Origin of the sequence: Limnospira indica PCC 8005 (genome assembly GCF_000973065.1) — a bacterium.
In the GTDB taxonomy this organism is placed as follows: Bacteria; Cyanobacteriota; Cyanobacteriia; order Cyanobacteriales; family Microcoleaceae; genus Limnospira; species Limnospira fusiformis.
Window position 1 is genome coordinate 5,257,026 of the sequence record NZ_FO818640.1, and the last position, 20,732, is coordinate 5,277,757.

The window sequence follows — 20,732 nt, forward strand, 5'->3', positions numbered from 1 at the left end:
TCTGTCTAATGACTACAGTTGATCGGGGTTCACAATGTCTGGAATTATGAACCCCCTTAAATGCTCGATCGCAGTTATTCCCACCTGGACGGGAAGGTGATCGCCTTTGAGTAAATTAGGGGAGATGAAAATCGATCGCCACGGGATGAGCATTAATGTAGAATGAATCAGGGACAATCTCAAATCTCACTCAGAGCCAATATGGGGTCGGAGGGACAAATGGATGAATTGAAGTATCTAGCTACTTGGGTTCGCGAACAACACGCACGGGAGTATATTTTCACTTGGTTACTGAATCAACCGGGGATCTGGTGGTCAAATGGTGATGTTTACCAAGCGGCTATACAAAAATCTGGTTCTCGTCTGAAAGAATATGTAAAAAATAGTAAACAAGAGGGTTTGTTTCAGGGGATTGCCGATAAAATCAGGAGCGATGAGGCTTGGGATGCGATCGCCCTAAGTTTAGCTCGCCTCATTGCTACCTATCAGGAAGAATTAGTCAAACTCCAAGAACAAAATCGGTTAGATATAAACAAAGTCTCGGAAATATCGCCAAAGTTCAACCCGGAAATAGATGATATTTGGTCTTCTAGTCTTCAGGAACCCCTACCGGACCCGAACTCTGACGCTCTGACGGGTCTGTAATGGGTCCATTATCGATTAATTGGGGTTGAATAATCAAATGAGTGGGAGCATGGGTGCGGATAAAATCGGTCATCAGATCCCGTTCTTCAATAGTAGGAGTAGCCAAACAGCCAGCGGTTCCGGTTTCTTCATTATCCTTAAAAACGGAAGGATCATAATGAACCCCAAACCCGCCGCGATCGGTTTCAAAGGTGGGAGTTACTGCTGACCAAACCCCGCCAAATTCGCCGCCAGCATATTCTACGGAACCTGGTATATCAAAAGTATAAACCCCAAAAGGAATGGGTGTTTGAGATCCAGGCTGGTCTGATGGTGTTTGCTGACCGATACGACCAGAGATACAGCGGACTGTATTAACTAACCATCCCCCAGCATCAAATAACTCTGTGTGATAGACCTTTAGACCACCAGCGATGGTCTCTTGTGTTTGAGTAGCGACAATTTTCGGTCCGCCAATAGTATTAGCGAGATGATCATCAGTTTCAGTGGTGGGGTTATGAACAGTTAAAAACTCTCGCGATACCCAGCGATCGCCACCAATAGGAACCCAAGTCAACCCTCCTTGAGGAACAGGAGTTCCGATCACTTCGACCACAGTTCCGGGTTCAACAGTATCAATAACGGGACCATAGGGACTAGAACGCACATTGAGGACATCACCACTGGTAGTCACGATCGCTTGCTGTATCATAATTCGAGTTGTAATGGTGTAGATTAGTGTTCATTGTTAGGGCGATCGCCAAGATCATAAACACACAAAGTGATCGTCACCTCAAGTTATTCTGGAGTTTGTTGCAACTCTGGTCTCTCTTCCGCTACAATAGCGCCTTCTACCGGACAGACCTGTAAACAAATCCCGCAATCAATACAAGTATCGAAATCAATCCAATACCAATCAGTTCCCTTAGTGTTCTTACCGGGACCGGGATGGATACAAGCCACGGGACAAGCGCCAACACAATCAGCGACCCCTTCGCAGACATCAGTAACAATAGTATGAGCCATAATAAATTCCCCCCCCTTGACAACGGACTGAAAAACTAGCAGTTTATACCTACTTTGAGCTTAACTCAAAAACCGATATCATCATCATCGAAATCATCATCAAAACTCTGAGACACATTGGGAGGTTGAGTAGGGATAGAAGCAAGAATCGCATCAATTACTCGACCCACGGGTAAAATTTGCATTCCCAAATCTTCTGGTTTTTGTCCCTTGGGTACAATAGCGCGTTTAAAACCCAACTTAGCCGCCTCCCGCAATCTTAACTCTAATTGTGACACGGGGCGCACCTGTCCGCCTAATCCGACTTCGCCGATTAAAATGGTGCGAGGATCAACAAGGCGATCGCGGAAACTAGCGACAATGGCGATCGCCACTCCCAAATCCGCCGCCGGTTCATCCACCTTTAACCCTCCCACAGAAGCGACAATCGCATCTAACTTAGAAAGAGGGATACCAACGCGCTTTTCCAAAACGGCCAAAATCTGCATCAAACGGCTACTATCAACCCCCGTAGTCGTCCGTCGCGCCGACCCATAACTAGCAGGACTCACCAAAGCCTGGATCTCGACCACAATAGGTCTAGTTCCCTCCATAGAGACAATAGTGGCAGTTCCCGGCGAGCAATCATCGCGATTTCCCAAAAACAATTCCGACGGGTTAGAAACCTCCTGTAACCCGTGGGAAACCATCTCAAACACGCCAATTTCATGGGTAGCGCCAAATCGATTTTTCATCGATCGCAATAGACGGTGAGACGCAAAGCGATCGCCCTCAAAATACAATACCGTATCAACCAAATGTTCCAAAACCCTGGGACCCGCCAGGCTGCCATCCTTAGTCACATGACCCACAATCAACAAAGTAATATTTTCCCGTTTCGCCACCTGCATCAAAGCCGAGGTACATTCCCGCACCTGAGCGACAGAACCGGGAGCCGATGTTAGACTAGCGAAATAAATAGTTTGAATACTATCGATGATCGCCAAAGTGGGTTTAAGGGATTCCAACTCCCGCAGGATGACCTCTAAATCCGTCTCTGGGAGCAAAAATAAATCCGCCTCCTCCCGAGAATCATGGCTATTTTTACCATTTTCCGACTCTGGGGATAATTCCGGTGGCGACTGAGCAGAAGATAAATGACCATTTCCTGTAGCGAGGGATGTCTGTTGAGGGTGTTGGTTGCGTAACTGTTGGGTAAACGGGTCAACATTAGTAACTTCCACAGCATCTGAACTATGGTGGTTATTTACTTGTGCATCATTGTCAGTCTGTAAGTCATGAGCATCATCATCAGCTACACTAGCCACTGATGGAGCATTCCATAAACGCTGCGATCGCAATTTTACCTGTTGACCAGATTCTTCCGCCGACACATATAGCACCCGGGCATGATGGGATAAACTATTAGCCACCTGTAGCAGTAAAGTAGACTTACCAATACCAGGTTCACCGCCAATCAACACCAACGACCCCGGAACAATGCCACCTCCCAACACCCGATCTAACTCTCCATATCCAGAAGGGATGCGCGATTGAGTCTGATCAGAAATCTGAGACAGCTTAAATGATAATCTCGGTTGTCCTTGATTGGGCTTATTGACAGTATCCTCGGTTAACCCAGACCCCAACTCACTCCAACTAAACCGCTGTAGAGACGGCGTGGGGGATGGTTCAACCACCTGTTCTACAAGAGAATTCCAGGCTTGACAATTGGAACAGCGACCAAAGTATTGGGAGAACTCGGCCCCGCATTCACGACAAACATATAATGTTCGAGGCTTGGGCATTGTTTAAAATAGTGGCTGTACAATCTTATTGTATATGCAAACAATGGGATCAACACGCGCTATATGCCACCCGCACAATAGAGGCGATCGCACCTACAGTTAAACTATATGAAAGTAAGTCTAGTGTTATAGAGGGAGTATTGAGGTCAATTGGAAAACCATAAGGAAAGAATTTTAGTTGTCGATGACGAAGCCAGCATCCGCCGGATTTTGGAAACTCGCCTTTCTATGATCGGTTACGATGTAGTAACTGCGGCCGACGGGGAAGAGGCTTTAGAAATCTTCCGCCAGACAGAACCTGACCTCGTGGTTTTGGATGTGATGATGCCTAAACTAGATGGCTACGGAGTTTGTCAGGAATTACGGAAGGAGTCTGACATTCCCATTATTATGCTCACCGCCTTGGGGGATGTCGCCGATCGCATCACCGGGTTAGAATTAGGCGCAGATGATTATGTCGTCAAACCCTTTTCACCCAAGGAACTAGAGGCCCGTATCCGTTCCGTCCTGCGCCGCATTGATAAAAATGGCGCTTCTGGAATTCCCAGTTCTGGAGTTATCCAAATTGCCAGTATTAGGATTGACACCAACAAGCGACAGGTCTACAAAGGTGATGAACGCATCCGCTTAACCGGGATGGAGTTTAGCCTATTGGAACTCTTGGTGAGTCGGTCAGGAGAACCCTTTTCCCGATCCGAAATTCTCCAGGAGGTCTGGGGGTATACTCCCGAACGCCATGTTGATACTCGCGTCGTGGATGTGCATATTTCCCGCCTCAGAGCTAAGTTAGAAGATGATCCTAGCAACCCAGAACTGATTTTGACCGCTCGCGGTACTGGCTATTTATTCCAGCGGATTATTGATCCTTCAGAAGTGGGTTGATCGGATCTCAGTTGTCCTTTAGAGCTTCTCATAAATGGCTCAAATAAATTCTAACCGAGTTCTGCGACTTTTGCCCCTGGTTGTGGGGGGTTTAGGGGGGGTGCTATTGCTCGTCAATCGTTTAGAAACCCCCCAGATTTTGGACTCTCAAGCCCGCTCGGATGCCTTGGGAGTCATATTAAGCGCTTTGTTGATTTTGACTGGCTTACTGTGGCAGCAAATTCAACCTGTCCCACCGGACGCTGTGGAGTTGGAGGGTCCCCAAGGTTTTGAACTCCAGCCGGATTTGCCTGATGTGGTCAAAACTGAACTGGCTTGGGCTTCTCTGATGTTGTTAACTAATACCGTCACCCGATCGCTTTTGGTGGTTTGGGATGCTCAGGTGTTACTCCGACGCGGCGTTTTAGGGGTTAATTCTCAAGTCGAACCCGGACCTATTGTTAAACGGGTTCAGAAGACCCGCAAACCTGTTTACTTGGTCAATTTGGCCTTGTATCCCGGAAGGGTTGAGTTTGACTATTTGCCTCCTAATACTCAGGGTGTCATCTGCCAACCTATGGGCGATCGCGGTGTCTTGATTTTGGGGGCGAATACTCCCCGCAGCTATACCAAACAAGATGAAGTTTGGATCGAGGGAATTGCTGATAAATTGGCTGATACTTTGGATCGCTCTGGTTGGTCTGATGCCACGAAAATTTAGAACTGAAAATGGGGTAGACAATGCTATTTTTATACTGGGTATTGGTGCTGGTAATGCTCCTGGGAGTCATCGGAGCCGTCGTTCCGGGGCTGCCTGGATCAGGTCTGATTGTTACCGCTATTTTGATTTGGGCTATCTTTGCTGGTTTTTCTGGTATGGGGTGGCCTATTGGTGTGGCGATCGCTGTCCTGCTTTTAAGTGTCGGTGTTGAGTTCCTCAGTGCTTATCTGGGTGCTAAAAAAGCTGGCGCTAGTAAATGGGGACAAATTGGCGCGATCATTGGCTTATTATTGGGGTTTTTTGGTCTCTTACCAGCTTTACCTTTTGGCGGACCTTTATTAGGACTGTTAATAGGTCCTTTGGTGGGCGCTTTTGTCGGAGAATTTCTCTATCGTCAGGATTTGGTCTTGGGTCTGCGGGTGCGCTCCGCTGTTAAGGCGGCGATCGGGATTTTTGTCGGGACCGTCCTCGGTAATTTACTCCAAGGGGTTTTAGCTTTCGCCTCCGTAATAGTTTTCCTGACCAGCACCTGGCCCTATTGAAACAGAAGACATAGTGAGCGATCGCTTAATCACGGTGAGGGGTGAATCTATTATGGATCTTGTGTTTGAATCCACTGATGAGTTTAATCAGGACTTAGCTAAATTTAGTCAGGAAGAACAATTAATTATCCTCAAGGAACTTGAACATTGGCTTCCCTTATTATTAACTAACTCTAGTCTGCGGAGTAGACGACTTCATCAGTTTTGTCAATTTCATCTCAAAGATAACTACCGTTCTTCCCTATACTCATTTATTGTTAACTACTACCTGCGCGTAATTCTCACCATTGACGAAGACCCCCTATTTAATCGCCTGTCAATCACCCTATTTAAAGCCACAGAAAGCCGTCATGCTGCTACAGCTTATCGACAGGTCGGTAACTCCATATATCAAAAAATAATTGACCACAAGGATAGTTATTGATGTCATCACCATTTCCCCCATTAATTGACGATCGCGGTATTATTCGCCAAGCTATGGCAGTTTTTTCCGAACCTCAACAACTGAAATTTTTGGCGGCGATCGCGGAGTTACAAAATCCCCAATCCTATCAAAATCAATACTTTCCTATGAGTCGCCTCAAGCGATTAAAGGGGACTCACGCTAAGATTTACACCGTAGATATTGACCCGACATCAAAATGGATGTTTTACATTGAATATCAAAATGGTAATATCTATTTACGGGAACTTTATAAGCATACCAATAATCAGGCAAAAACCAGCTTGGATATTATTGCAGAAGTCAATGATTTCTGAGGTCTAATCATCAGCCGAGACCAGGCTAGGCTGGTCTCTACAGTAACCCATTGATAATTAATTAGGAATTCTGATAATTAACTTGTTGGCGTTGCAGATTATACATATGGTTAAATAGTTGCCAACAATATTCCTGAGTTAAACCACAGGTAACTGCACCCCGTAAAACTACATTAAAATACCAATCATTGGGGGCTAATTCTTGGGTGAGTTTATTAATGACCATATAAGTCCGCACGTTTTGATAATCCTTACCCTGAGAATGTACGTCAATCATTTCTGGGCGATATCCGCCAATATGAACCTGTTTATCCGGGTCAATTTTCACCTCTTCCCGTTCATCAAGGCGATCGCTTAAACGCCAAGGAAGTCGATACAAAACCCCTTCCACAGAAGAATTAGCATCTTTAACTATATCCAAAGCGCCACAATTGCGCCGCCGGGAATGGCGATAAAACCCCAACCGATAACCCCGTAGAGTAGCAGGTCCGATCACATAGGAATGAGTAGGTTCACCTAGAGTCCGTTGCAAATCTACCGGACACATACAGGAACCGTAGGCGAAATAGTAAAAACTCGGTTCAGCATGAGAAGTTGAGATAAATTTTTCGTCCCACTGAATGGGATCTATAGATTGAATCGTATCTGTGTCAGAGTTCAATGTTACTTCCTCCCGTCCTAGGTGACACCCCCTTATTTTAGCAAAATGCACTCATGTTCATGTATAGCAAGTCACTATTTTTGAGCGGGAATATACTAGATCATAGTGATTTTGCTATATCCTTAATACTGTAGTTAATTATTCCCAGGAGCTAAAACTATGCAGGAGATTGAGGAAAAGAGTTCCCGGAGTGAATTGCGAGCCATTGTTAGGGAACAATTGCGACTGTTATTAGAAGATCGCAACTGGGAAGGTGTTAAAACTCTATTATTGCCAGTGCAGCCTGTCGATATTGCTGAGGCAATAGATGGGTTGCCCAAAGCCATGCAATTGACTGCTTTTCGTTTACTCTCTAAAGCAGAAGCCGTAGAAGTTTATGAACACCTTTCTACAGATATTCAACAGTCTTTAATTGAGGAGTTTCGAGATTCCGAATTATTAGAGATTGTCAATAGTATGGCTCCCGACGATCGCGCGGGTTTATTTGATGAATTACCCCCTCGGTTAGTGCGGCGGGTTCTCGCCCAACTCTCACCCGAAGAACGTAAAGCCACCTCTCAGTTATTAGGTTATCAGGCGGGAACAGCCGGCCGTCTCATGACCCCTGAATATATCGCTTTGAGGTACAATTTAACCATTAAAGAGGCATCCGATCGCATTAGACAATTAGCACGCGATCGCGAAGTGAGTTATTATGTCTATGTAGTTGATGAACAGCGGCGGTTAATGGGAGTCGCTTCTCTGCGGGATGTATTATTAGCTGACCTTGATCAATTCCTCGGTGATATCATTAATCCTGATGTCGTTTTTGCCCAAACAGATACAGACCAGGAAGAAGTCGCCCGTTCCATTCAACGTTATGATTTAGTGGCTTTACCTGTGGTCGATCGCGATCATACCTTAGTCGGAGTCGTAACCGTAGATGATGCGATCGATATTTTGCAAAAGGAAGCCACCGAAGATATTTATATTATGGGTGCTGTCAGGTCTGAGGGGGAAAGCTATTTCCAATCCAATTTAGCCACCATTACCCGTAAACGTATCCCCTGGCTATTCATTTTGTTAATCACCAACGCCTTAACTATTTTGGTGATGAGCAATTTTGAAGCCGTCCTTGATGAGGTCGTCGCTTTAGCCTTTTTTACCCCTCTGTTAATTGATGCGGGTGGGAATGTCGGAGCCCAGTCTTCTACCGTCGTCATTCGCGGGTTAAGTACCGAAGAATTGAAATATAAAAAACCCCTTTGGGTGATTATACGCGAGTCCATGACTGGCGGACTTTTGGGGATTTTATTAGGGGTGGTAGTAATTGGGATGGTGTTTGTCTTTTTAGGACAAATTGAAATCGGTTTAACCGTCGGGATTAGTTTACTTTGTATTACTATTATTGCCGCCACCGCCGGGGCGGGATTACCCTTTCTGTTTCATTCCTTTGGGTTAGATCCCGCCTTGATGTCCTCTCCTTTTATTACCACCATTGTCGATATTTTGGGGATCTGGATTTATTTAAGTACCGCCAAATTACTCCTCGGTCTTTAAGTCATCCAAAAATCGCCAAACTTCCTGTAAAAGTGCCTCCAAACCAATGCGGGCTACCGCCGAAATAAGGAACACTCGAACCCCGGCGATCGCCTCAAGTTGAGAAGCGATCGCCTTACTTCTTTCCTCCGAGTCCCCCGCCGCATCAATTTTGTTAATCGCCAGAATTTGCCGCCGCCTTTCCAAACCTCGCCCATAGGCGATTAACTCCTGTTGAATAATTTGATAATTAGCGATCGGGTCTGTGTCGGTAATATCAATCATGTGTAGGAGAATGCGGGTTCTTTCTATATGGCGCAAAAACTCATGACCTAGTCCAGTCCCTCGGTGTGCGCCTTCAATCAATCCCGGAATATCCGCAAATACCGTCCCATCTCCCGTCGGTTTACGGACTACTCCCAGATTAGGAATTAGGGTAGTAAAAGGATAATCTGCCACCTTGGGACGGGCGGAAGATACTGCCGAAATCAGAGTTGATTTTCCCGCATTCGGTAAACCAATAATCCCCACTTCTGCCAACAATTTTAACTCTAGTCGTAGTCGCCGACTTTCTCCTGGTAGTCCCGGTAAAGCATAATCAGGGGCGCGGTTTTGGTTACTGAGAAAATGACTATTTCCCAAACCGCCTTTACCCCCAGCCGCCACGCAAAATTCCTGATTAGGGGTGACTAAATCCACCATCAGCTCTAAGGTATTGGCATCATAGACCACTGTACCACAGGGGACCTCGATAATGCGATCGCTTCCCGATGCCCCCGTTTTATTTTTCGGGCCGCCTCGTTTGCCATCATCAGCTTTAAAGCGACGGTTATACTGGAAGTCCAGGAGAGTTTGCAAGTCTTCCACCGCTTTCAGGATCACAGACCCCCCTCGGCCCCCATTGCCTCCCGCCGGACCTCCAGCCGGGACGTATTTTTCCCGGCGAAAGGCAACTATGCCATCTCCCCCTTTTCCGGCTTCTACTTCAATTTCAGTGCGATCAATAAACTGCATCGATTTAAATCAGCCCATTTTTAAGGCCGTTGAAGGTAATAATAAGTCGCCATAGGTGCGACTGTGGCAATTACTAGGACTACCACAACTAAGATCGTCGCACTTTTGTCGTCGGTTTCTTCAGCCGATTTAAATGTACTCCCCACTTGCAGATTTTCCAGGAGTTTAGGTGCGCCGGGATCTCCTTGTCCTGAGAGGACTTTGACTATACGATCCGTGGCCGCCAGGAAGGCTTCATTATACTTCTCACCTTCTCGCAGGGGGACTTGTAGGGTTTCGTTGGCTACACTCTCGGCGATCTCAGGAGTTAGCCACTGTTTTACTTTGTCTCCGGTATGGATGGCGCTATTATTGGTTTGGGTATCGACCATCAACAGAGTTTGATTAGCGGCCTCTTCTGCGGTGGGAAACCATTTCTCAAACAACTGATCTGTAAAACTTTGGGCTGTTTCTCCGTAGTCCAGGCGGCGGATCGTCACTAACCGGACCTCATACCCCGTCTGATCCGCTAGTTTCTCCAGGTTTTGGTTAATTCTGCCTTCGGTAGCGCGACTGAGAATATCCTCATCATCAATAATCCAAGTGCGATCGCCAGTTTTCAAGTCTGGCATTTGATAAACTCCTGTAGCCATAGCTGGCGCAGTGGACAATAGCAATACCATCACTATTGCTATCATTCCCGCCAACAAATGCCACCATTTTGACATGACGTTAAGCTGTTGATTCATAGGGCGATAGTAATTTCTGTATTATTAGACCCCACTTTATCGCAAATTTCGCATTAGCGATCGCTATACTTTCACATTAGTTAATCCTACCTATAACCCCTCACCCTCACCAGATGATCACCCGGAAACCACCCTCCAACTCTCAGATTTCAGGTAGACCCCTCATTGAACCCTTCCATATATATTGTTTAAAGACCGGAGATAAACGGAACATCATTGTACCATTTTCCATGGTTTTTAGCAAGCATCGTCTCTGCAAAGATTGTAAACCTTTGATGATCTCCGTCGAGGATAGGGATAATTTTTCGGTTAACTGCGATCGCGACAGGGGACGGTCAACTTGGCTTAACTGTAAGGCGATCGCTTTTTCCATGGAAGATAATCGCTCGAAAACTTCTCCTAATTGACTACTCATTAATTCCGTGATTACCGGGGTGTCTTCTGCCAAAAACTCCGAGACTTTACCGCAAAACATATTCCTAATTAAATAGGAAACATCTTCCAAATAGACTGGATGACCTTCGTATATTTCGATTAAATTTGACCAGCTTTCTCGGTCTGATAATTGCAGGCTCTCTAAAATGTCTACACTATTCAAGCCGGATAAAGTTAAGGATTTGATAGGATATAGGTCATTATTGAGGGATAATAACATTTCTTGGGATTGTTCTTGGCTGATGACAATAATGCTGCTTTTATGTTCAATTTGTGCGATCGTCCTCAAAAATTGGCTATAGTTTTTATATGGTTTTTGGTATTGTCCCGCCAACTTGCCGCTGATAAATAGTTCTTGTAAATCATCAAGTATTAGCAAGCATTTTTGTTGTATTAACAGATTAATCAGGTCATGGATTTGATAATCTTTGGGGCTGGATTCCTTATTAAATTTAGTTAAAATATCATTAGCAATAGGCGTTAAATGTGGTGATAGTTTTAGATTTTTCCAACTCACCACCTCAAAATTATCTTTATGGCGATCGACTAATTTTTTGACTAGGGTAGTTTTGCCAATTCCCGCTATTCCCACCACTGATATTAAGGGGATACTTTCATCAATTAACCAACGGGATAGGGTATCTATTTCATCAGTGCGATCGCCAAATTTCCAGATTTTAGGTGCCATGGTTAAATCGTGGCATATTTTTTGGGGTGGCGGTGGTTGGGGAGTAGCGATCGCTTGTTCTTCCTGTTCAGAATTGCCATTCGGATAATAAGGACACAAAGTCACATTATTGTTATTAACAAAGATTTGCGAATTTATTGCCCTTTCCAGAGTCCAACAAAAATTGGATTTTTTAATATCCTCATTAAGCTGTTGAGATAAAATCTTAAATAATTTACGGCTAACATCTCCGATATAGTTTTCATTGTAGCCATCATTCCCGATATCTTCCGCGATATCCTTGTAAGTCTTCCCTGTCAACAGTCCTTGAATGATCGACTTTTGTAGGTCGTCTAGGTGTTCTCCCGTCTGTTGTGACACCAACCTATCCGCAAATTGTAACAATTCCGTTATATCCATAAACTTAGGCTTGGTAAGGGTTTCAGCCATTATAACTCAGTTCTGAATCAGAAAATCAGGTTTTTTCTGGCATTCGTTTGACATTTTGTCACAAAATTGACCATAAAATCTGTTTTTTTCTGGTTGCAGGGGTCAGGCGATCGGCTCTATAGTTAGGGAGAACTAAACTTTAAAGGAGTGTAATTCTTTCGATAGCGATCGATTATGGCGATCGTAGCTTTTTGTATGTAACCACACTATGGCCATATTGGTATATGGTTTACCTCATTACCGATACTCTTTCCAAGTCATGGACTTATGTTTATAAAATCTACCAACTCTTCGGTAAATTTAACCAGTCGCCAAAAATTCAAAAAAAACTTGGCAACTCTTCTAATCGCTTGCCTAATTTTGTGGACTCCGGTTCTAGTGGGACTCACATTCAAATACCAAACTTCCTGTCCTAGTCCACTGCTGACCTGGAGTCAACAGGCGAAACAATTATCAAAAGATTGTCAATCACAACTTAGCAATCATCAGGAAACTCAAAATTCAAACAAGGATAAGCCAGAGAATCCAATTAATCCCGATATTGCTGGTTTGATTATCGGAACTGCTACAGGGGCAGTAGTAACTGCTTTAGGAGCGCCAGTCGTCGCCGTAGCTGCTGCCGCTGTAGGTGCATGGTTTATTATCAGAACCATATTAAATAAATGACACCGGTGATTTTTTTCAAAATTTTTGAATCAACTAATTGAGGAGAATAATTATATGTCTGAACATGAAAAACAAGTCGCTCAATCAGCAACTTGGATCGATGTACTTCCCGCAGGACATATCCTGGTTGTCGGATTAGTAATTATTTTAGGGATAGCAACAATTATATTGTTTTCAGGTGAGAGTGGCATCAATATCTGCATTTTTGGGGATTGTGGTAGCCATATTACTTATGATATTACTTCTGGCGGAGGTGGTGTGATCGATAAACTCTTGCCTGTTGCCGCAGCAGGTGGAACAGTCATCGTTTTGACTACAATGTTTGGAATGTCTATTCTTCCTGCTGTTGGCGTTGCTGCCATTGCTTTTGTCATCGTCAATTTACTCTAGCTTTTAGAAAATTTCCATGAAAAGTTTAGTTCAAGTCAAAAATGTATCGAAGATTTTCAAAAAATGGTTTCAAAAAACTACTGTACTGGCAGATATAAGTTTTACGATAGAACCTGGAGAATTCGTCGTACTGAAGGGTCAAAATGGGTCTGGTAAAACGACACTATTAAATCTAATTTTGGGTTTGATAGAACCAACTGATGGAGAAGTTGAGTTGATGGGTTGTCCATCTAACGACCCCGAATCTAAAAGTTTGGTCGGTGTCGTTTTGCAAGAAACCAAGTTGCCAAACAAATTGAAAGTCAGAGAATTAATTAATTTGTTTCGGGGCTATTACTCAAACTCTATTTCAACAGAGGAAGCACTGAAACAAGTCTGTTTAACTGAGAAGAAAGACAGTTTTGCTGCGTCACTATCTGGCGGACAGAAACAGAGACTTTTATTTGCATTGGCATTGATTGGCAATCCTCAACTTTTAATTTTAGACGAGCCGACTCGCAATTTAGATAAAGAAGGATACGAAGAATTTTGGCATCAAATTACCGAGTGTAAAAAACGGGGCGTTACTATTTTGATGGTTACCAATAATAAAGCCGACTGGCAAGAACTCGAGGGTCTGGCAACTCGGTATCTCAATTTGCAAAAATTTTCTCCAAATTTAGAAGGTTCTCAAATTTCTGAAGAACCAGTCGCTGGAGCAGATTTTGAACAGAATAAAGATACTAAAACACAGTCTATTTTATTGCCCAAAAACACAGCGATAGGTTTGTTTTATCAATTTCAGTCATTTAAGGCGCAGATTTGGTCTGAAGTATTACAAATATATCGTACCCCAATTTATCTATTTGGAATTCTCTTGCCGATTGGCGGAATCATTTGTTGTATGATATTCAAACCAGAAACGAATACAGTAAAGCAAGCTTTAATTGGTTTATGTTGCGTATTTCTACTGACATTTTGTTTGCAATCATTACCGGGTCAAATTTCATCAGAACGTGCAGAAGGTTGGCTGAAGCTGATTCGCGCCACTCCACTTTCTTCGATCACCTATATCTTGTCTAAAGTTTTTGTATCTCTTTCGATTTGCATGATAGTTATCATGCTTACCTTAACCTATGGAAATATGCAATTAAAATTAAACTTTGATTTTCAACAATTAATTTATTTGGTGCTGACTTTTTTGATTGTAGCCATTCCCATTATAGCGTTCAGTTTAATTGTTAGTTATTTTGTAGACCCAAAAGCTGTCAATACTGTCAATGGCTTGTCGTTTTTGGGGATCGGATTGATTTCAGGATTGCTGCCCTTTTCTGAGTCGGTTTGGGTTGAAAATGCTATGCTATTATCGCCAGTGTATCACGCCCAAAAACTTATCTCGTTATCGGCGGGTATCAATGACGAACCAAGTTATACATTATTGCATTTACTTTGGTTGTTTTGGGCTAGTTTTGTTTTAATTATCATTGCGGTTTGGGCATATAAAAGAGATGGCTTAACTGAGTAAACGCTAATAAACTATAGCAGTTCTCCGACTCATGAGGTACGATTCAAAGCCCCTCTCCCATTCTGGGAAAGGGATTTTGGGTGAGGGTTAAACCTTATAGACATTAGAACCGCTATATAATAAGGTGCGTCAGTATCAATCATCGGGTTATCGGCTAGGTTGACGGCTTCTGACGCACCCTACTACTGTGGTGCGTCAGTATCAATCATCCGGTTATCAGTCAGGTTGACCGCTTCTGACGCACCCTACTACTGTAGTGCGTCAGTATGTTAATCATCCGGTTATCAGTCAGGTTGACGGCTTCTGACGCACCCTACTACTGTGGTGCGTCAGTATCAATCATCCGGTTATCAGCCAGGTTGACCGCTTCTGACGCACCCTACTACTGTAGTGCGTCAGTATGTTAATCATCCGGTTATGATGAAGGTTGACGGCTTCTGACGCACCCTACTACTGTGGTGCGTCAGTATCAATCATCCGGTTATCGGCTAGGTTGACGGCTTCTGACGCACCCTACTACTGTGGTGCGTCAGTATCAATCATCCGGTTATCAGCCAGGTTGACGGCTTCTGACGTACCCTACTATTGATCACCTCTCAAAGTCCCTCTCCCTCTGTGGGAGAGGGATTTAGGGTGAGGGCAATGTATTAAGCGACTGGTGAACAAGCTGTATCAATCATCGGGTTATCAGCGAGGTTGACCGCTTCTGACGTACCCTACTGGGTCAGATCTGCTATGATTAGGGTGGCTTTTCGGTGGTCTTGATATGGGATCTGTGGTTTCTGGTTCACGAGCAACTATTAAATACTTGAAAGAACCTACCTCAATGGCTTGGGTTCAACAGGCGATCGCTAATTTGGATATCATCCTACTTGACCACTCCCACTGTGAACGTAAGGCGGCGGGAGTAGCCTTGAATTTGATGTTTCGTTATCCCTCTAGTACCCAATTGGTGCGAATGTTAACAGCGATCGCTCAAGAAGAATTACAGCATTTTGAACAGGTAAATCAGTGGCTCGAAAAACTACACATTCCCATGCGATCGCTTCCCTCTCCCCCCTATGGCGCGGGTTTGAATCGCCATGTCCGCCGAGAAGAACCACACAGAATGCTTGATTTATTATTGGTTTCTGGATTGATAGAAGCCCGCAGCCATGAACGTTTGGGCTTATTGTCTGAATATTGTCCCGATCCAGAATTGGCTAAGTTTTATCGCGGTTTGATGGCTTCCGAAGCGCGTCACTATGGCATTTATTGGGTGTTAGCAACTACTTATTTTGAACAGGAAACCGTTAGCCAAAGACTAGAGGAATTGGCTACTATTGAAAGCCAACTCCTTTCCACACTACACCCGGAACCCCGGATTCATAGTTAGTCTCTGCCCAATTCTCCGACTTCTTAACTGATTATATCACCGAATTAACGGTTATGAGAAAAGTATATAAAGATTTTATAATTCGTTCCTGGGAATCAGGCGATCGCCAAGTTGTTCAAGACTTAATCGCCTCAGTATTAGCTGAATATCGCTTAACTTGTGAACCGGAAGGCGCTGATATCGATGTCTGGGAAGTCGAAAAGTATTATCTTAATAATGATGGGGAATTTTGGGTAGTCGAACAACATCAAAACCTAGTCGGAACTGCTGCTTATTATCCGATTAATCGTGGTACAAATGCCGTGGAAATTCGGAAAATGTATTTACAGCCACAGGTCCGAGGTCTAGGGTTAGGCAAATATTTATTAACCCAATTAGAACAAGAAATTAACAGACGAGGATTTCAGGAGATTTGGATTGAAACTGCGACGGTTTTAAGGGAAGCCGTGAAACTCTATGAACACCATGGCTATGAACCGACAACGGGAGTAGAAACTCGACGATGCGATCGCATTTACAAAAAAACTTTGCCTTGACCAACCCGGCGGCGGTTGTAAACCGGACACTCAGCCTTTCCGGTAGAGTCCGCAGTTTTCCCGCCGCCAAAGCTAACAATTGGTCAATTAGCGGAACATACTACTAACGGAACTATCTTCGTGAATGCGCCAGATAGTTTCACCAAGTAAATTAGCAACCGATAACACAGTCAGCTGATCAAAAGTTTTATCCGGGGAAGCTGGGATAGTGTTAGTCACAATCACTTCCTCCAAAACCCCCGTAGACAGACGTTCAATAGCTGGGTGAGAAAACACCGCATGGGTAGCACAGGCATAAACCTGCCTAGCACCCTCTTCCCGGAGGAGGCGAGCGCCTTCGCTAATAGTCCCGGCTGTGTCAATCATATCATCGACCAAAACGGCTGTTTTGCCTCTAACGTCACCAATGACATTGAGAACCTCTGCTACATTATGAGACTGACGGCGCTTATCAATAATCGCCAGGGGTGCGTCATTGAGTTTTTTAGCAAAAGCTCTGGCACGAGCCACACCTCCGACATCTGGAGATACTACGACAATATCAGATAGTTGTTTACTAGCTAGGTAGTTTAAAATAACAGGTGAACCATAAACATGGTCGAAGGGAATATCAAAATATCCTTGAATTTGTGCCGAATGCAAGTCCATGGCTAAAATCCGACTCGCACCAGCTTGGGTGATTAAATTAGCGGTCAGTTTGGCTGTAATCGATTCGCGGCCAGCGGTTTTGCGGTCTGCCCTAGCATAGCCATAATAGGGTATTACGGCGGTAATTTGCCTAGCAGAGGCTCGACGACAAGCATCAATCATAATTAGGAGTTCCATCAAGTTGTCGTTGACTGGATGACAACAGGGTTGAATTAGGTAGACATCACAGCCTCGAATGGACTCCTGAATTTGGATGTAAAGTTCTCCGTCCGCAAACTGCTTGCGAACCATTGGCCCCAAATCAATGCCCAGATAGCGACTCACTTCGGTGGCTAAACCTGTATTGGCAGAACCTGAAAACAATCGTAGTCGATTGTGGTCGGTCATTAGTGCCTCAGAATGAGGAAGGGGTAGAGTAGCAGAACGGATCACGGCATTTCCTCGCAGTTCATTCCTAGTTATTTTACCATTATTCAGTAGCCTAGGAAACAGTTAAATTGGCTATCATTCACGGGTAACTCCCCTTATCAAAGGATCGGAACAGGTGGCGACGGTTGTTGATGATATGCTCAACCAAGTTGGGGCGAGCTTGGCTCAACATATAGGTTATGGGTAAATTGATTCAGACCAGACTAGACGAAATAATACAGCGACGGAAAGGGAAGGTTCACGGAAACATGGTTAAAAATGTTGTTAAACACAAATGAGGGGGGCACAATCAAGACTTTTTGACGGCTTCGCTTTGATTTATCTGTTAATTTGTAACCTATGACAAGTATCAATTCTATGCAATCGGCTATTCCACTAGGGACTGTTTTACAAAATCGCTACCGCTTGATCAGGGTTTTGGGTCAGGGGGGGTTTGGCTTAACTTATCTGGCTGAAGATCTTGGTCGCTTTAATGAGTATTGCGCGTTAAAGGAATTTACCCCGGTGCAAATGGGGACCTATGCTTGGGAAAAGTCTAAAGAACTATTTAGGCGGGAAGCTCAGGTGCTTTACCAAATCCAACACCCGCAAATTCCCAAATTTGGGGCGGTTTTTGAGGAAAATCAGCGCTTGTTTTTGGTTCAAGACTATGTGGAGGGTCAAACCTATTATGCGCTGCTCAAGGACCGGAAAAATGCCCCGGTGGGTCAACCTCGCACTTTTGCTGAGGCTGAGGTGATAACTTTCCTTCAGGAAATGCTACCGGTTTTGGAACATCTCCATGGTCTCAATATTATTCATCGCGACATTTCCCCGGATAATATTATCCGTCGCGATCGCGATCAGCTCCCGGTTTTGATTGATTTTGGGGTAGTTATTGAACAGGCGACTTATATTCAGTCTCCGGGTCTAACTCAGCCGGTGGGTCAAACTAGGGTGGGAAAATTGGGTTATGCTCCTGCTGAACAAATGCAAATGGGGAAGGTTTCCCCCAGCAGCGATTTGTACGCTTTGGCGGTAACGGCGATTTTTCTGCTGACTGGACGAGAACCGCAAGATTTAATTAACCAACAAAATTTAACCTGGATGTGGGAACCTTGGGCGACTGTCACCCCTCAACTGGCCACGGTTCTCAATAAAATGTTGAGCCGTAATCCTGGCGATCGCTATCAGTCAGCTAGGGAAGTAGAACAGGCTCTCAATAATCTCTCTGGAATTGTACCGACTCCCCCCACTACTGACCCGAATTTATCAGGACTCAAAACTCTGGCGGTGGGATCTCCTGTCTCTATGCGATCGGGGTCTAATCATCAAACTACTCCGGTGATATCTACCCCTTCCCTTCAGTCTTTCTGGAATAACCCAGTTGCTGTTATGGCGGCGGGAATTGCTGTGGCTATCATCGCGGGTTATGGGTCTTGGAGTTTGGTCAGCTATTTACTAAATTCTACCGGGTCAGATTCAGACCCAGACCCCATTACTAATGTTGAAACGGAACCTAGACCTAGACCTAGACCGGAACCTAGACCTAGACCGGAACCTAGACCTACGACACCACCAGAATCTGAGTCACAACCACAACCACAACCACAACCACAACCACAACCGGAAGTCTCAACTAGACGCTTAGATATTGCGGCGGGAGATACTACTGTTGTTGAAGGGGCGATCGCTGGGAACCAAATATCTGAATATGTCCTCTCGGCTACGGAAGGACAACAGCTTTATCTCTCTGTTACTGGGGATGGTGTTTTACTGACATTGCTGGGACCTGACAACAACCCGGTTAATTCCCGCGCGACTGGGGTATCAATTTGGCAGGGTCCTTTATTTGCTGATGGTGACTATACCATTATCCTGGAAACTCTCCCAGGATTGTCTGAGACTGCATATACCCTAGAGTTGGAATTGATTAACTCTTTACCTCCCATCATTCCTACAGAACCGCAACCACAACCACAACCACAACCACAACCACAACCACAACCACAACCACAACCACAACCACAACCGGAACCTATACCGGAACCTATACCGGAACCGGAACCTATAGCGGAACCGGAACCAGAACCGGAACCCAAGCCGGAACCGGAACCCAAGCCGGAACCGGAACCCAAGCCGGAACCGGAACCTATAGCGGAACCGGAACCGGAACCCAAGCCGGAACCGGAACCGGAACCCAAGCCGGAACCTATACCGGAAAACCAAGAGAGGAATCTTGATCTGAGTGGGAACCCTAAACCATCGGAAAAATCGCCAACTTTTTTCCCGGAACCAGAGGCGGAGGTGGATGGTATGGGGAATAATGAGGTTAAGAATCTTGACAAATTAATCGCGCCATACTAACTGTGAAAAATACCCTGCTGATTACTGCAACTGATACGGAAGCCGGAAAAACGGTTTTAACTAGCGCGTTAATTGCCTATTTTGACAGTTACCAAAAGTCCCTGAGTTGGGGTGTACTCAAACCAATTCAATCGGGAATAGGCGATCGCGAATTGTATCAACGCCTATTTTTACGCGAAGAGTCCCTAGAGGCGATCGCACCGATTTATTTTGATGCACCCCTCGCCCCCCCCTTGGCGGCGGAAAAGGAAAATCGCCGGGTAGAACTCAGTCAGGCTTGGTCAGCTTTGGTCAACCTTCAGCAACAGCGAGATTTTGTCCTGGTGGAAGCCTTGGGCGGTTTGGGTTCTCCTGTCACTAGGGAATTGACTGTGGCTGACTTGGCGCGGGATTGGGCTTTACCGACGGTTTTGGTGGTTCCTGTGCGACTAGGGGCGATCGCTCAGGCTGTAGCTAATGTGGCCCTCGCTAGACAGGCTAAAGTAAATTTGCGCGGCATTGTCCTTAACTGTCTTCAACCCACAGAACCCCAGGATGTTGAGAATTGGACTCCGGCGGATCTGATTACCTCCCTCACCCAAATTCCGGTTTTGGGTGTGATTCCCTATTTGGACAATCCCACAGACCTACAACAATTAGCCCCAGTCGCCGCCCAATTAGATTTAGAGGCGATTGTGCCGATCCGATGGGCGGCAAATCCTTGTCTATCAGGGGTTTGAGGAAATCTCAAAAAAAGTTTGATTTAGGGGTTGACATTTCCTGAACTATCCCCTACTATTAATAACTGTGCGAGAGAGAGAAGCGGCGAAAACGCTAAAGCGATCGCAACCAGAGAGAGATTTGAGGGCTTTCCTGGTGTCTATGGCTCAGTGGAACCACACCGATCCATCCCGAACTCGGATGTGAAACGCTGAAACGGCGAAGATACTTGGCGGGTAGCTGCCTGGGAAAATAGCAAGATGCCAGGATAATTATGAACTAGGACTTCCCGCCAGTGGTAAACGGTAGGAGGTCCTAGTTTGTTTTGATGGGGTATAGAGCAGAT

Annotated in this window: 23 protein-coding genes and 1 rRNA gene; 15 read left to right on the forward strand and 9 right to left on the reverse strand. The window is 44.9% G+C overall.

The annotated features are described in order from the left end of the window. Window positions 1–12: 12 nt before the first annotated feature. Window positions 13–177 (reverse strand): hypothetical protein, encoded by a 165-nt coding sequence (locus XZ46_RS34770; RefSeq protein ID WP_162198557.1) that lies wholly within the window; start codon window positions 175–177, stop codon window positions 13–15. Here XZ46_RS34770 and XZ46_RS23180 point away from each other — a divergent pair. Next, window positions 163–645 (forward strand): hypothetical protein, encoded by a 483-nt coding sequence (locus tag XZ46_RS23180; protein ID WP_006623406.1) that lies wholly within the window; start codon window positions 163–165, stop codon window positions 643–645. The genes XZ46_RS34770 and XZ46_RS23180 overlap by 15 nt on opposite strands. On the opposite strand, the gene XZ46_RS23185 is transcribed toward XZ46_RS23180, so the two are convergent. The 3 genes from XZ46_RS23185 to radA all read right to left on the reverse strand — a co-directional run bounded on the left by XZ46_RS23185 (window position 590) and on the right by radA (window position 3,437). Continuing rightward, window positions 590–1,336 carry an SH3 domain-containing protein gene (locus XZ46_RS23185; protein ID WP_008054927.1) on the reverse strand — a complete coding sequence of 249 codons (747 nt, stop codon included), beginning with the start codon at window positions 1,334–1,336 and terminating at the stop codon, window positions 590–592. The genes XZ46_RS23180 and XZ46_RS23185 overlap by 56 nt on opposite strands. Before the next feature lie 86 nt (window positions 1,337–1,422). Further along, a complete protein-coding gene (locus XZ46_RS23190; RefSeq protein ID WP_006623408.1) occupies window positions 1,423–1,650 on the reverse strand; it encodes a ferredoxin family protein in 228 nt (75 codons plus the stop codon). A 65-nt stretch (window positions 1,651–1,715) separates the two neighbouring features. Beyond that, window positions 1,716–3,437 (reverse strand): DNA repair protein RadA, encoded by a 1,722-nt coding sequence (radA, locus tag XZ46_RS23195; protein ID WP_006623409.1) that lies wholly within the window; start codon window positions 3,435–3,437, stop codon window positions 1,716–1,718. A gap of 150 nt (window positions 3,438–3,587) precedes the next feature. Between radA and rpaB the strand changes: the two genes are divergently transcribed. Genes rpaB through XZ46_RS23220 form a run of 5 tightly spaced genes read left to right on the forward strand, consistent with a single transcriptional unit; the run spans window position 3,588 to window position 6,320 of the window. Continuing rightward, entirely contained in the window at window positions 3,588–4,319 is a 732-nt protein-coding gene (gene rpaB / locus XZ46_RS23200; RefSeq protein WP_006623410.1) for a response regulator transcription factor RpaB, read from the forward strand. A gap of 34 nt (window positions 4,320–4,353) precedes the next feature. Continuing rightward, window positions 4,354–5,019, forward strand: coding sequence for a cofactor assembly of complex C subunit B (locus XZ46_RS23205; RefSeq protein WP_006623411.1), 666 nt, complete (start codon window positions 4,354–4,356; stop codon window positions 5,017–5,019). Between the two features lie 20 nt (window positions 5,020–5,039). After that, window positions 5,040–5,561, forward strand: a complete 522-nt coding sequence (locus tag XZ46_RS23210; RefSeq protein ID WP_006623412.1) for a DUF456 domain-containing protein — start codon at window positions 5,040–5,042, stop codon at window positions 5,559–5,561. Between the two features lie 52 nt (window positions 5,562–5,613). Further along, on the forward strand, window positions 5,614–5,985 hold the full coding sequence (locus tag XZ46_RS23215) for a hypothetical protein (protein ID WP_048895270.1): 372 nt from the start codon (window positions 5,614–5,616) through the stop codon (window positions 5,983–5,985). Next, the gene (locus tag XZ46_RS23220; protein ID WP_006623414.1) at window positions 5,985–6,320 is read left to right on the forward strand and encodes a hypothetical protein; all 336 of its coding nucleotides are present in this window, start codon (window positions 5,985–5,987) and stop codon (window positions 6,318–6,320) included. The genes XZ46_RS23215 and XZ46_RS23220 overlap by 1 nt, the downstream gene beginning before the upstream one ends. 61 nt (window positions 6,321–6,381) lie before the next feature. Here the strand turns inward: XZ46_RS23220 and XZ46_RS23225 are convergent, their stop codons facing one another. Next, a complete protein-coding gene (locus XZ46_RS23225; protein WP_008054917.1) occupies window positions 6,382–6,981 on the reverse strand; it encodes a gamma-glutamylcyclotransferase family protein in 600 nt (199 codons plus the stop codon). A gap of 159 nt (window positions 6,982–7,140) precedes the next feature. On the opposite strand from XZ46_RS23225, the gene mgtE reads away from it, so the two are divergent. Next, window positions 7,141–8,520 carry a magnesium transporter gene (mgtE, locus tag XZ46_RS23230; RefSeq protein ID WP_006623416.1) on the forward strand — a complete coding sequence of 460 codons (1,380 nt, stop codon included), beginning with the start codon at window positions 7,141–7,143 and terminating at the stop codon, window positions 8,518–8,520. Here the strand turns inward: mgtE and obgE are convergent. The 3 genes from obgE to XZ46_RS23245 all read right to left on the reverse strand — a co-directional run bounded on the left by obgE (window position 8,503) and on the right by XZ46_RS23245 (window position 11,793). Next, a complete protein-coding gene (obgE, locus tag XZ46_RS23235; RefSeq protein WP_008054914.1) occupies window positions 8,503–9,513 on the reverse strand; it encodes a GTPase ObgE in 1,011 nt (336 codons plus the stop codon). The two genes, mgtE and obgE, sit on opposite strands and share 18 nt — an antisense overlap. Window positions 9,514–9,533: 20 nt before the next feature. Next, window positions 9,534–10,241, reverse strand: coding sequence for a photosystem II repair protein Psb32 (psb32, locus tag XZ46_RS23240; protein WP_008054912.1), 708 nt, complete (start codon window positions 10,239–10,241; stop codon window positions 9,534–9,536). Window positions 10,242–10,383: 142 nt separating this feature from the next. Further along, entirely contained in the window at window positions 10,384–11,793 is a 1,410-nt protein-coding gene (locus XZ46_RS23245) for a helix-turn-helix domain-containing protein (protein ID WP_008054911.1), read from the reverse strand. Between the two features lie 267 nt (window positions 11,794–12,060). Here XZ46_RS23245 and XZ46_RS23250 point away from each other — a divergent pair, with 267 nt between their 5' ends. The 5 genes from XZ46_RS23250 (at window position 12,061) to XZ46_RS23270 (ending at window position 16,264) form a co-directional block, all read left to right on the forward strand. Next, a complete protein-coding gene (locus XZ46_RS23250; RefSeq protein ID WP_006670681.1) occupies window positions 12,061–12,459 on the forward strand; it encodes a hypothetical protein in 399 nt (132 codons plus the stop codon). A 54-nt stretch (window positions 12,460–12,513) separates the two neighbouring features. Further along, window positions 12,514–12,849: a hypothetical protein gene (locus tag XZ46_RS23255; RefSeq protein ID WP_006670680.1), complete on the forward strand. Its 336-nt coding sequence runs from the start codon at window positions 12,514–12,516 to the stop codon at window positions 12,847–12,849. Window positions 12,850–12,865: 16 nt separating this feature from the next. Then, window positions 12,866–14,353 (forward strand): ABC transporter ATP-binding protein/permease, encoded by a 1,488-nt coding sequence (locus XZ46_RS23260; RefSeq protein ID WP_006670679.1) that lies wholly within the window; start codon window positions 12,866–12,868, stop codon window positions 14,351–14,353. Window positions 14,354–15,119: 766 nt separating this feature from the next. Next, a complete protein-coding gene (locus XZ46_RS23265; RefSeq protein WP_006670660.1) occupies window positions 15,120–15,728 on the forward strand; it encodes a MiaE family protein in 609 nt (202 codons plus the stop codon). Between the two features lie 53 nt (window positions 15,729–15,781). Further along, the gene (locus XZ46_RS23270; RefSeq protein WP_006623426.1) at window positions 15,782–16,264 is read left to right on the forward strand and encodes a GNAT family N-acetyltransferase; all 483 of its coding nucleotides are present in this window, start codon (window positions 15,782–15,784) and stop codon (window positions 16,262–16,264) included. Window positions 16,265–16,351: 87 nt separating this feature from the next. Here XZ46_RS23270 and XZ46_RS23275 read toward each other — a convergent pair whose 3' ends face one another. After that, window positions 16,352–17,344 (reverse strand): ribose-phosphate pyrophosphokinase, encoded by a 993-nt coding sequence (locus tag XZ46_RS23275; RefSeq protein ID WP_008054907.1) that lies wholly within the window; start codon window positions 17,342–17,344, stop codon window positions 16,352–16,354. Between the two features lie 354 nt (window positions 17,345–17,698). Between XZ46_RS23275 and XZ46_RS23280 the strand changes: the two genes are divergently transcribed. From XZ46_RS23280 to rrf, 3 genes are all read left to right on the forward strand, one after another. Next, window positions 17,699–19,687 (forward strand): serine/threonine-protein kinase, encoded by a 1,989-nt coding sequence (locus tag XZ46_RS23280; protein WP_048895271.1) that lies wholly within the window; start codon window positions 17,699–17,701, stop codon window positions 19,685–19,687. Between the two features lie 2 nt (window positions 19,688–19,689). Then, the gene (bioD, locus tag XZ46_RS23285) at window positions 19,690–20,406 is read left to right on the forward strand and encodes a dethiobiotin synthase (protein WP_008054904.1); all 717 of its coding nucleotides are present in this window, start codon (window positions 19,690–19,692) and stop codon (window positions 20,404–20,406) included. Window positions 20,407–20,538: 132 nt separating this feature from the next. Continuing rightward, window positions 20,539–20,655: ribosomal RNA gene (gene rrf, locus XZ46_RS23290) — 5S ribosomal RNA — on the forward strand. The last annotated feature ends 77 nt before the right edge of the window (window positions 20,656–20,732 follow it).